Below are 11,509 nucleotides of genomic sequence, written 5' to 3'. Positions count from 1 at the left end.
GCCCATCCGCCTGATCGCCGCCCGTCCGGATCAGGCGCGCACTGCGCTTATGCCGGACCCGCTTCCGCACCGCCACGCTGCAGCGGATCAGGCAGATCCTCGTCGGCGTCGACGAAGGACAGCGACACCGAATTGAGGCAATGGCGCTCGAACGTCGGCGCCGGGCCGTCGGGGAAGATGTGGCCCAGATGACTGCCGCAGCGCGCGCAGACTTCTTCCACCCGGATCATCCCGTGGCTGGTATCGCGGATGCGTTCGATATGCGCCTCGTCGTACGGCGCAAAGAAACTCGGCCAGCCGGTCCCCGAGTCGAACTTCGCACTCGACTGGAACAGCGGCAGCCCACACAGGCGGCAGCAGTACGTGCCCTCGCGCTTGTTGTCGAGGAACACGCCGCAGAACGGCGCCTCGGTACCGTGCTGCAGCAGCACCCGGCGCTCGTCGGCGGACAGGTCGGCTTCCAGCGCGGTGCGCTGCTCGGCCGAAGGCGGTGTGAGATCGAAACGGATCATGGGAATTCCGGCAGTGGCGCGGGACCCACAAGATGGCGACGCGAACCGCGCTGCACAACCCGCACGGTCAGGCCGCGGCGGGCCCGCGGGACCGGCGCCAGATGCGGCGTGCAAGCGCATAGACGCCCAGGCGGGCGAACGCCGACAGCATTGCCACGATGCCGCCGATCAGCAGCGGCAGCACCGCACCAAATACGAAGGTCATCCCAAGCACGAAACCCAGCAGGCACTCCGCGCGATACGCCGGCATCAGCAGACCCAAGCCGAACGCGGCCAGCAGCACCGCGGTTGCGGCATCGTCCTGCCCGCTGACGAAGGCGATTGAAAGCGCCACGCCGAGCGCCGCCGCGATGCCGCATCCGGTCCAGGCACCACGCACGGCCCCGCGCCGGTCCGCACGACGCGCGATGCGACGCGTGACACGGCCCGAAACCCACCACGCCATGAGGGGCAGCAGCACCAGCCCCCAGCCATTCCAGACCGCAGGCAGATCGGGCCGCGCCAGCCGGTGGTGGCTGACGATGCCGCCGTGCAGATGCTCCCAGACAAGATGCGCCGCCTCCGCCAGCAGCACCGCGACGGTCAGTGTGATGCGTCAGCCGACTGAGGCGCGCGCGCCGGCGCATGGCATCGGCCAGGGTGACTTCCGGCCGCGACGCCCGACTGGCCTGGCTCAGGCTGCGGGCGCGGCATCCGGCGCGAGGATCGCACCCACGCGCAAAGCCAGCGCATCGACGGTGAACGGCTTGCCGATCAGCTGCACGCCAGGCGCGAGCACGCCGTCCTGGACCAGCGTGTTGCGGCTGTTGCCCGAGGCGAACAGGACCTTGAGATCCGGGCGTCGCTGCAGCGCTGCATCCGCCAGTTGCCGGCCGTTGACCTCGGGCATCACCACGTCGGTGAACAGCAGCACGATGTCCGGGTGCGCATCGAGCAGCTGCAGCGCGTTGGCCGCGCCGTCGGCCGCGAGCACGCGATAGCCCAGTTCGGTCAGCGCATCGGTCGAGAACTGTCGCACCGCCGGCTCGTCGTCGACCACGAGCACCAGCTCCTGCCGACCATGCGGCGCCGCGACGCCCTGGTCCGCCGGCGGCTTTGCTTCGACACCGCCGACCAGTCGCGGCAGATACAGCTTCACCACCGTGCCCCGCGCCACTTCCGACAACATGCGCACGTGGCCCGCCGATTGCCGGACAAACCCGTACACCTGCGACAACCCGAGCCCGGTGCCCTTGCCGACCTTCTTGGTCGTATAGAACGGATCGAAAGCCTTGGTCATCACCTCGGGCGACATGCCGCTGCCGTCGTCGGACACGCTGATCAACACGTACTCGCCGCGCGGCACGCCGTGCAGCGCGACCGCGTCGTCGGCGTCCAGCGTGCAATTGGAGGTGGCGATGGTGAGTCGGCCACCGCCCGGCATCGCGTCGCGCGCATTGACCGCCAGATTGAGGATCACGTTCTCCATCTGGTTGGCATCGACGTGGGTGCACCACACCTCGTCCTGCAACTCGGTGACCAGGCGCACGCTGCTGCCCAGCGAGTGCACCAGCAGATCGCGCATGCCGACGATCAGCCGGTTGGCATCCACGGCAACCGGCTGCAGGGGCTGCTGACGGGAGAACGCGAGCAGCCGCTGGGTGAGCTGCGCGGCGCGGTTCGCGCCGTCGATCGCCATGTCGATGTAGCGCTTCGTGCGCGGATCGGGGTGGTCCTTCAGGCGCGAGGCCAGCAGGTCCAGCGGGCCGATCACCGCCGCGAGCATGTTGTTGAAATCGTGCGCGATGCCCCCGGTCAACTGGCCCACCGCTTCCATTTTCTGGCTCTGGCGCAGCGCCTCTTCCACCCGCGTGCGCTCGGCGACCTCCTCCAGCACGCGGCTTTCCAACTGCTCGTTCAATTCCTGCAACCGCGCGTCGGCGCGCTTGCGCGCGGTCACGTCGATCGCCACGCCGAGCACGCGCACGCAGCGGTCGCCCTCGAACAGCCCCCGTCCCTTCGCCGCGACCCAGCGTTCGATGCCGTCTTCCTTGCCGATGGTCCGGTATTCCACGTCGTAGAGTGCGCGCCGGGCGGGATCAGACGCCGCCTCGAACGCGGCGGCGGTGGCCTCGCGATCCTGCGGGTGCAGGCCGTCGTAGAAATCGCGCATCGTCACCGCGGCCTGGGGCGAAATGCCGAACATCCCCTTGGTGCGCGGCGACCAGATCAACGCGTCGTGCACCAGATCGACATCCCAGAAACCCAGGTCACCGGCGTCGGTCGCCAGCCGCAGCCGTTCCTCGCTCTGCGCCAAAGCCGCCTCGGCAGCCCTGCGCGCCGACAGGTCGAGGATCGCGCCGATCATCCGCACCGGTTCGCCCGCGCTGCCGCGCAGGACAGTGCCGCGATCCAGGACGGTCGCGTAGCTGCCATCGGCACGGCAGAACCGGTACTCGTCCGACCACACCGAGCCGGTGCCCCGGATGACCGCGTGGATGCCGTGCTCGACGCGCTCGCGGTCGTCGGGGTGGATACGGTCGAGCCACCACTGGGCGTCGGTTTCCACCTCGCGATACCCGAACAGCGTGGCCAGTGCCTCGTTCCAGACCACCTGGCCGTCGGCGATGCGCCAGTCCCAGATCGCATCGTTGGTCGCGCGGGCGGCGAGCCGGTAGCGCTCCTCGACTTCCAGATGGCGCGCCTCGGCGGCCTTGCGATCGGTGATGTCGAGCGAGGTGCCGACCAGTCCGATGACATTGCCGTCGGCATCACGCAGCGGCGCCTTGGTCGACAGCCACCACGCACGCCGGCCACCGGGGAAACTGACCGCCTCCTCGACCTGCTCCGACTGGCCGCTGGACATGATGCGCTCGTCGGTCGCCATCACCGCGGCGGCCTGGGCGGGGTCGCCCAAAAACTCGGCATCCGTGCGCCCGACGTAATCCTCCAGCGGCCGCCCGATCAACTCGGTCGTACCGCGATTGCCGATCAGCATCCGGCCCTGCCGGTCCTTGGCGTAGACCACGCCCGGCGCGGCATCGATGAACGAGCGCAACAGCGTCTGTGCCTGGTCACGCTCGGCTTCGATCCGTCGGCGTTGCTCAATGTCGATCAGCACACCGGGAAATCCGACCGCAATGCCGTCCGCGTCCAGATCGACCCGGCCGATCGCTTCGATCCAGCGGTACTGTCGGTCCTTGCCCAGCGTCCGGTAAGCATGCGCATAACGGCCGCCGCGCCCGATGGCATCGGCGATCGCCGCCGACACACCAGGCCGGTCGTCGGGATGCACGTATTCGAGGATTTGCTCCAGCGGCAGATTGTCGCGCGAGACCGACGGATCCAGACCGAAGGCATCGGCCAGCGCGTCGTCGATCGTCACCCGGTTCCGCGGAATGTCCCAGAACCAGGTGCCGACAATAGCGCCGGCGGCCAGGGCCATCTCGACGCGTTCGGCATCACGCACGCGATCGAGGTCGTCGGGTGTCGAAGCATCCAAGAGGGGCTCGGGTGAAATCGGAGAGAGCCGCATTCTCCCAAATTGCCGCGACAGTGGCGTCTACAACCCGCAGAATCTGCCGCGCGGACGAGCTGCCGGCATCCACGCGCGTGGCTTCCATCGACCGCCTCTGGCGGCGCCTTCGAGGTGAAACGGCGTAACGGCTTCGGACGTGCGTGCGCAAAGCACGCGCACCCGGCGACGCGAACACGCAGGGCATGTCGCCGCGCCCGGCATACGCGCAACGGCGCCGGCGCCTGGACACCGGGTCGACACCCCGTGCATGGTGTCGCCCCTCTGCAATCGCCCAAGGACCGTGACCATGCGCCTGATGCCCCTGCTGGCAATGACCGCCGCCCTCGCCGCCTGCGCACCGGATGCCGCGCCGCCCACGCCCGCCGCCGATGCCGGTGATGCGCACGCCCACGCATCCCACGCCACGACGACGGCCGAAGAAGGCACCGCCACCGCCTCCACGCTGGCCTACCAGCGCATCAACGAGACCATGCATGCCGGCATGGGCGCCGGTTTCACCGGCGACGCCGATGTCGACTTCATGCGCGGCATGATTCCGCACCACCAGGGCGCCATCGACATGGCCCACGTCGCGCTCGAGCACGGCACCGACCCGGAGGTGCGCGTCCTCGCGCAACAGGTCATCGACGCGCAGGAAGACGAGATCGCGCAGATGCGGCGCTGGCTGCAGGCGCGCGGCGTCGCCGTCGAGGCGCCCGCAGCAGATGCCGGCGCGCACGACCATCACTGAAGGCACGTGCGTGCGCTGCGTTCTTGAACGACAGGCCTGCAGCTCGTGAATCCAGAAACGCCCATCACGACAGACGGCACGTCATGACCCACGACATCTGCTCAATGCTGCGCGATCGCCTCGGCCTCGCGCCGCCTGTGCCCGTCGCATTCGAACGCGGCGAGGTGACCGGGTTCGATGGCTACACCCGACAGCGCATCGAGTACGGCGGGCTCGAGGGCGACACGATTCCCGCCTTCCTGTTCACGCCGACGGCGCAGCCCGCCCGAGGCGGCGTGGTGGTTTTCCACCAGCACAACGGGGAGGTCCACTTCGGCAAGAGCGAAATCGCCGGCGAGGTCGGCAGCCCGTTCCAGGCCTTCGGCCCAGCGCTCGCGCGTCGCGGACTTGCCGTGCTCGCACCGGACGCCCTCACGTTCGAAGATCGCCGCGGCCAGGTCCACGGCGTGGAACCGCATGACTACGACTGGCTGCAGCACTACAGCGCCATGAGCTACCGCCTGCTCGACGGCGACACGTTGATGCGCAAAGGCCTCGACGACGCCCAGCGTGCAGTGAGCGTGTTGATGGAAGCGGCCGAACTGGACGAACGCCGCGCCGGCATCGCGGGCCATTCGTATGGCGGCTACACCGCGCTCTACCACGCCGCCGTCGACCCGCGCTGCCGCTTCGCCTGCATCAGCGGCGCGGTCTGCAGTTTCGAAACGCGCCGCCGCGAGGAGACCGGCATCACCCTGTTCGAAGCGGTGCCCGGCCTCGCGCAGCTGATCGACACACACGACGTACTGTCGGCCATCGGCCCGCGCCCGACGTTGGTCGTGTCGGGGAGCGAGGACAAGTACTCGCGGGATGCGGATCAGGTCGTGGCCAAGGTCCCCGGGGACTTCATCACCCAGTTGCGCGTCGAGCGTGGACATGCGCTCGACCATGAACGATTCGATGCGATCGTCGAGTGGATTGTTGGGCGCGCAGCCGAGTAGCGTCGCCGATCCTTGTACGCCCGGATGCAGAGAACGCTCGACTGCCGTGCTCGCAATTCAAGAAGATCACGCGCGGCGGGTGACCGTGGCACCGTGATTTCCGCGCTTCTGTCCTGACCGAGCCGACAGCACCGTTCCCCTGCAGGCGAGACCCGAGGCGATACGCCCGGGTTCCGCCTGTTGCGTGTCGGCCCGTCGGACATCCGCACGCCGCCCCTGCGGCGGAGCATGACACCGCGGGTTCCGCTCGGAAACACACGGCGTCGAGTGGATGCGCCGTGCTCGACGCTCGTCACAGGCTGTGACCGGCCAGAATCCATCCACACGACGAAGCGCACGAGGCATGCCCGCGATGCGCGCCGGTGGCCCACGCCTGTGTCCGCTCCGCAGGCGGGTGCGTCGTGTCCGCGGGTGCCGCAGACGGCGCCTCAAGTTCACGACGGCGCTGCCGATAGCGGCTTGAAGCGGCAAAGCCGCCATCGCCGCCGTGCAGGCCGCGGTCCATTGCTGCTCGCCCCACCCCACTGGAGCGTCATGAACGAACGTGTTGCCACCGCGGCGGCCGAGGCCAGCGTCGACGACCATATCCGCTCCGTGGCCGGCATTTCCGATGCGCTGCTGCGCCAGTTGCGCCAGTCCCTGCAGCGCATCGACGACATCAACCGGGTGACGCGGATCATCTCCATGAACGCCCGGATCGAGGCCGTGCGCATCGGCGCCGCCGGGCGCAGCTTCGGGGTGATCGCGCAGGAAATGGACAGCCTGTCGCGCAACGTCAGCGACACCGCCCAGGAGATCGACCGCATGGCTGGCCAGACCAGCCTGGACCTGCAGGCTCGGCTGCAGCAGTTGCAGAACGACGTGCGGCACACGCGACTGACCGAACTCGCGCTCGGCAACATCGACCTGATCGACCGCAACCTCTACGAACGCAGCTGCGACGTGCGCTGGTGGGCGACCGATCCGTCACTGGTCGATGCGGCAGTGCGCCCGGACGCCGACACGCTCGCCCACGCAAGCCGTCGCCTCGCGCAGATCCTGGACTCGTACACGGTGTACTTCGATCTGGTCCTGGCCGGGCTGGACGGCCGCATCATCGCCAACGGGCGGGCCCATCAATACGCCTCGGTCGGCACGAACGCCGCTGAGTCCGACTGGTTCAAGAGCGCGATCCGCACCCGGACGGGCGAGGACTACGGTTTCCAGTCGGTGCACGCCAGCGCGCTCGCAGGCGGCGAACGCGCCCTCGTCTACTCCTGCACGGTGCGTCGTGGCGGCCGTGTCGACGGCGCCCCGCTGGGAGTCCTCGGCATCGTGTTCCGCTGGGATGCCCTGGCCCAGACCATCGTCGAGCGCACGCCACTGTCGGACGCCGAGTGGCAGCGCAGCCGGGTCAGCATCGTTGACGGCAGCGGCCACATTCTCGCCGACTCGGGCATACATGCGGACCGCTGCACCCTCGAGTTCGACGGCCGCGACAGGCTGTTCGCGCTGCCGCGCGGCGCCCTCGAAACATCGCATCTCGGCCGCCCGCATTGCATCGCGCAGGCCGCCTCACCGGGCTACGAGACCTATCGGACCGGTTGGCACAGCGTGATCATGCAGGCGCTCGGCTGACCCCTTCGGCGCGTGGGTCGTCTTCAGCCCGTCCAGTCGCTCACCCGCAGCGACGCCGTGGGCGACGAGTTGCGCGGCAGCCACACTTGGCGCCATTGCCGCGCTGGACGGCGCAACAACGCAGGCCTGCGCCGGGTGCATTGCAAAGCACATGACGAGACACGGGATTGCGAGAACCGCAAAGCCCGCCTGTTTTCCACTTCGGCCGTGCACGATCGACATCAAGGTCTTCATACCTGACTCGGCGACACCGCGCGTGGCGGGGATTCAACTGCACCCATTCAACTAGACCTGGCACCGTGACTCGCTGACCACCCGTTCAATATTCACAGCCATGTCGGGCCATCGAGGCTGCGATCTGCTCGGAACTTTGGGGCGCGCGTGACGCTTCCTGGCGCAGCTCTATGCAGATCAGGCTCTGTGTCACCCGCTGGAGGGTCGCACCGAACGAGCGATCGTGGAACTGGATGCGCATCCTCTGAGGCGGCGCTTCGCGGGCATAGCGTGTCCCCACCTCGTTTGACCGAAACTCTATTGGAGCGGTCGGCAAGGACAGATCGATTTGCCTGTGTCCATCAAGCTCGGGGACATGAGGTGCTGCATCAAGCGCTTCGCCTTGCGGGCGCTGCGGCATCCGCGTCTCCCGACGCACGACTTCAGCCGTGACCCTGGGCTCCGGTACTGGCAGGACCAGCTCGTCGGCATCAGGCGGTTGCTGGCGGTCGATCCAGACAACGCGCATCGGCACGCTCCTTCCGTCTGGCCTTTGTTCCTGTGAGGACTGGATGGACATCAGCCACGACATCACCCAACACACAAGCCCGGCCGCCGCAGCGCCAGCAACGATGCGGTCCAGACGCTCGCCGGCAGGGATGGTGATGGACAGCGCGATCATCCTCGTCAGTCACTCGCGAAACGGCGAGCAGATGATCCGCCCGGCGTCAAGATCTTGTACGTCTGCAGATGCCTCGACACAGGCATCGCTCTGAACGCGGCAACAGCGACGCGCCAATGACAATGACCGTGTCGCACCGAACGCGCTAGGTCCTCTAGCCATGATGCGATCGTCGAATGGCGTGTCGACAGGGCGGCCGAAGACCACGCAATGCAACTGAGCCTGCAACCGTTATCCCTGAGGAACACCGGAACCCGGCACCTGCCCGACTGGGCGTTGCGCTAGAGCGCGGCGCGTGATGCCAGCATCCGCAGCCCGGCGTAACCGAACAGGACCGCCAACGCGCCTTCGAACCAGCGGCGCGTGCGCTGGTAGACACGTCTCGCAGCAGCGGTGGAAAAAACGAGTGCATAGCTGCAGAACACCACCACGCCGATGGGGATGCAACCCGCGACGATGCGCAGCGCCTGGTTACCCTCGGCCCCCGGAGGCAGCGCGAGCGCCACGATCGACAGCCAGACGAAGATCGCCTTGGGATTGGTGAGATGCAGCGCCGCGCCGCGCAGGAAGAGACCGCGGGCAGTAGAGCGCTTCGACGCAACCTGCAGGGTCGGCCGACTGGACCGGCACGCCGACCGCGCAGACTTGAAGGCCAGCCACAGCAGATAGAGCCCGCCCAGCACCTTCATCACCACGAGCGACCTGGAGTATCCAGCCAGCAACGCGCCGAGCCCGAACGCTGCGAGAACGCCCCACAGCGCGGAGCCACACACCACCCCCAACGCCACGACGAGGGCGGCACGTCGTCCCTGGTGCATGGCGGTCGCCATCACCGCCAGATTGCTGGGGCCAGGACTGGCAGTGCCAAGCGCGTAGGCGCCGTACGCCAGGATGACGTTGGTCGTGAGAAAGGCAGGTTCGATCACCGGACGCTCCGCATCGTGCTGCAACACCGGAACCAGGCCGCACCGCGCAACAGCTTCGGCCTGGATGACCGTTGAACCCTATCCCAGATCGGGCGTCCGCCGGACATCGGACACCTCGAGGGATCAGCGCGCGCCGCCTCCATGCGGCCCATCCCTCCATCCGTGGATTACATCTCCACGACTGCGGCGGCGATCTCGCTGCACTGTCCAGCACAGCCCGGTTGGCGTCAGCTGATACAGCAGCCCACTACAGCCACGTCGTCTCGCCCAGCACCACTTTCCTGTAGTAACTGACGTTGGCGCGCACCGCGTACAGAGCAGCGAAACCGTAACCCATCGCACGCGCGAGCTCGCCGAGCCCCATCACTTCGAACAAAACGATCAGCGTCACCGCGCAGATCAGGTACACGACGGACTGCCGCCACAAGCCTTTGATCAGGAAATAGATCGGGCCGAAGAGGAAGCCGAGAATATTAAAGTTCACGCGCAGCCGCTCGCCGGGCCGTAGATTCCGGAACCCCGGCAACTTCGGCCCGCCAGCCTTTTCAATCAGTCGGAACTTGCGTTTCCACGATTCCGAAACATCGAGACCAGCGATCGGATCTGGCTTGGCGCTGGCCGTCAACACCGGATCAGGCCGTGCAGCTGGAGGCGCGTACGGTCCCGCAGAGTTGTAAGGGTCGGTCACGTTGATTCCTTTCAGAGTGTTTGGTTGGACAGCCGCGACGCCAGGCAGGCGCAGTGAATCAGCAACAAGCTGGTAGAAGAAACCGTCGAATTCGGAACACGCAGCACCACCTTCCATCTTCGACCGGGCTGGAGCACTTACATCAGCCAAGTGCACCGGAGGCCGTGCGTCCCCTCAGCCGGAGAGACCCTCAACGCCAGAACGCCCACCAGGGCTTCGTCTGCGGAACGACTGGCGCGGAAGGCAGTGGCGGGGGCGCGAATGGCACGGGCCATGTCGGGCTCGTATTCGCGGTGCCAACGAGTTCGAACGCGTCGTAGGCGCGCATGTCTTCGGACCAGAGTCCGGTGATGTTACGCAGCGCCTTGTCCATCCGCAGTGCGCCCTCGGCAGCGACCTGTTCCAGCTGCTGCAGCGCCTCGCGCAGTTGGGACTCGAGTTCGCCTTCCTCCCCCATGCAGTCCAGCTCTTCGGTCCGGACCAGCACATTCTCGTAGGGCTCATCCGCCATGCGCGTGCACCAGGCCTCGTAGAGCGAGAACTGCGGCCCACCCAGCGAGGCCCGCATCAGAGGCGCACGAGCGTGCAGCCGCGCGACACCGGACGCCCGGTCGCAGATCAGATACGCATAGCTGCGCGCCTCTTCCTCGCCGTCGATCCCGTCATCGTCGAACGTGGCGAACCGGATGTCGTCTGCGGAAAAAAGCATCAGCCAGAAGAGCGGAATGCACGCGCCGGCTTCGTACTCGACACCGGACTGCGCGAAGAACGTATCCCACTCGTCCGACTCCGGTAGGGCCTGAAAACTGGTGCAGTGGAGATAGACGCGACTGGACATGTCAGTGGCCTGATTGGGTCCGCCACCCCATTGGCGCCGGATTGAGCATTGCTGGCGTTGCGATTCGATGCAGCATCCGCTGGACAACAAACAATCTGCCGGAGCAGGAAAACCTGGATCAGCGGGCTCACCTGCCGCACCAGCCTTTCAAGCTACAACATTAGGCCATGCGGCCAATCGCCCTCCAAAGCCAAACCTCCGATCTCCGCGTCCGCTCACAAGAATCAAACCCGGTAAGTGAACGTGGCACCGTTAGCTCCCCTTTCGCGACATCAGCCGAACCGGGCATTGATGTGTGGAAACGGATTAAGTACCTCCGCCCCCTTCGGCTGGCTGCTTGAATTAATTGCTAGGCGTGCAGCTTGGCTTCCGAGCAACCTGCGCCCGCCGAACTTCCATCTGCTTGGTGATCCGGCGATCTAAGCGCTGCAGCTCTTCTCGCATGGTCAGCTCGGCCTCCTCAAATATCATTTCCCTGAAACTTATCTCTTGGATGAAATGCTTTCCCATGCCACTCTCAATCTTTCGCCTGTACATGTTCAGTCGCTGCAGTGCTTTGTAGTCATACTGGTAATCCCCGGCCAGCTTCAATTTTTTGCCCGAGATATCAGCGAACAGATCGTGCACCCGATGCCCGATGTCATTTCTAATATTGATAATGTCTCGCAAGTCATCACTTTCAGCCGTAGTCAGGATGCTCAGCTCGACGAACTGGAGTGGCCCGGCTAATTCGGACACCTGATAACGGGGACAATGGTCCCGGAGGTGTTCCATGGTCAAGCGTCAGCAGTTCACGGCCGAGTTCA

11 protein-coding genes are annotated in these 11,509 nt (G+C 66.4%); 3 read left to right on the top strand and 8 right to left on the bottom strand.

The genetic code is table 11. From position 1 onward, the window contains the following. Positions 1-47: 47 nt before the first annotated feature. From msrB to J2X52_RS14120, 3 genes are all read right to left on the bottom strand, one after another. Positions 48-512: a peptide-methionine (R)-S-oxide reductase MsrB gene (gene msrB, locus J2X52_RS14130; protein ID WP_310154612.1), complete on the bottom strand. Its 465-nt coding sequence runs from the start codon at positions 510-512 to the stop codon at positions 48-50. A gap of 67 nt (positions 513-579) precedes the next feature. Next, complete coding sequence (locus J2X52_RS14125; protein ID WP_310154607.1) at positions 580-1,086, bottom strand: hypothetical protein; 507 nt, start codon at positions 1,084-1,086, stop codon at positions 580-582. A 99-nt stretch (positions 1,087-1,185) separates the two neighbouring features. Then, positions 1,186-3,993, bottom strand: a complete 2,808-nt coding sequence (locus J2X52_RS14120) for a PAS domain-containing protein (RefSeq protein WP_310154603.1) — start codon at positions 3,991-3,993, stop codon at positions 1,186-1,188. 322 nt (positions 3,994-4,315) lie between these two features. Between J2X52_RS14120 and J2X52_RS14115 the strand changes: the two genes are divergently transcribed. The 3 genes from J2X52_RS14115 (at position 4,316) to J2X52_RS14105 (ending at position 7,356) form a co-directional block, all read left to right on the top strand. Further along, positions 4,316-4,759 carry a DUF305 domain-containing protein gene (locus J2X52_RS14115; protein WP_310154600.1) on the top strand — a complete coding sequence of 148 codons (444 nt, stop codon included), beginning with the start codon at positions 4,316-4,318 and terminating at the stop codon, positions 4,757-4,759. Between the two features lie 83 nt (positions 4,760-4,842). Further along, the gene (locus J2X52_RS14110) at positions 4,843-5,739 is read left to right on the top strand and encodes a prolyl oligopeptidase family serine peptidase (RefSeq protein ID WP_310154598.1); all 897 of its coding nucleotides are present in this window, start codon (positions 4,843-4,845) and stop codon (positions 5,737-5,739) included. Positions 5,740-6,273: 534 nt separating this feature from the next. After that, the gene (locus tag J2X52_RS14105; RefSeq protein ID WP_310154596.1) at positions 6,274-7,356 is read left to right on the top strand and encodes a methyl-accepting chemotaxis protein; all 1,083 of its coding nucleotides are present in this window, start codon (positions 6,274-6,276) and stop codon (positions 7,354-7,356) included. Between the two features lie 319 nt (positions 7,357-7,675). Here the strand turns inward: J2X52_RS14105 and J2X52_RS14100 are convergent, their stop codons facing one another. The 5 genes from J2X52_RS14100 to J2X52_RS14080 all read right to left on the bottom strand — a co-directional run bounded on the left by J2X52_RS14100 (position 7,676) and on the right by J2X52_RS14080 (position 11,441). Next, the gene (locus tag J2X52_RS14100; RefSeq protein WP_310154594.1) at positions 7,676-8,251 is read right to left on the bottom strand and encodes a hypothetical protein; all 576 of its coding nucleotides are present in this window, start codon (positions 8,249-8,251) and stop codon (positions 7,676-7,678) included. A 281-nt stretch (positions 8,252-8,532) separates the two neighbouring features. Beyond that, the gene (locus J2X52_RS14095) at positions 8,533-9,177 is read right to left on the bottom strand and encodes a LysE family transporter (RefSeq protein WP_310154592.1); all 645 of its coding nucleotides are present in this window, start codon (positions 9,175-9,177) and stop codon (positions 8,533-8,535) included. 247 nt (positions 9,178-9,424) lie between these two features. Then, positions 9,425-9,865, bottom strand: coding sequence for a DUF2628 domain-containing protein (locus tag J2X52_RS14090; protein ID WP_310154590.1), 441 nt, complete (start codon positions 9,863-9,865; stop codon positions 9,425-9,427). 190 nt (positions 9,866-10,055) lie between these two features. Beyond that, the gene (locus tag J2X52_RS14085) at positions 10,056-10,703 is read right to left on the bottom strand and encodes a hypothetical protein (RefSeq protein WP_310154587.1); all 648 of its coding nucleotides are present in this window, start codon (positions 10,701-10,703) and stop codon (positions 10,056-10,058) included. 342 nt (positions 10,704-11,045) lie between these two features. Beyond that, positions 11,046-11,441, bottom strand: a complete 396-nt coding sequence (locus tag J2X52_RS14080; RefSeq protein ID WP_310154583.1) for a hypothetical protein — start codon at positions 11,439-11,441, stop codon at positions 11,046-11,048. Between the last annotated feature and the right edge of the window lie 68 nt (positions 11,442-11,509).

This window comes from Luteimonas sp. 3794, from assembly GCF_031456825.1.
Lineage (GTDB): Bacteria > Pseudomonadota > Gammaproteobacteria > Xanthomonadales > Xanthomonadaceae > Luteimonas.
This window is presented reverse-complemented; position numbering and strand designations above follow the sequence as displayed.

Excerpts from the sequence above, each read along its gene's own strand:
- J2X52_RS14085 (WP_310154587.1), bottom strand. The coding sequence starts at position 10,703 with ATGTCCAGTCGCGTCTATCTCCACTGCACCAGTTTTCAGGCCCTACCG.
- J2X52_RS14100 (WP_310154594.1), bottom strand. The coding sequence starts at position 8,251 with ATGATCGCGCTGTCCATCACCATCCCTGCCGGCGAGCGTCTGGACCGC.
- msrB (WP_310154612.1), bottom strand. The coding sequence starts at position 512 with ATGATCCGTTTCGATCTCACACCGCCTTCGGCCGAGCAGCGCACCGCG.
- J2X52_RS14115 (WP_310154600.1), top strand. The coding sequence starts at position 4,316 with ATGCGCCTGATGCCCCTGCTGGCAATGACCGCCGCCCTCGCCGCCTGC.
- J2X52_RS14105 (WP_310154596.1), top strand. The coding sequence starts at position 6,274 with ATGAACGAACGTGTTGCCACCGCGGCGGCCGAGGCCAGCGTCGACGAC.
- J2X52_RS14110 (WP_310154598.1), top strand. The coding sequence starts at position 4,843 with ATGACCCACGACATCTGCTCAATGCTGCGCGATCGCCTCGGCCTCGCG.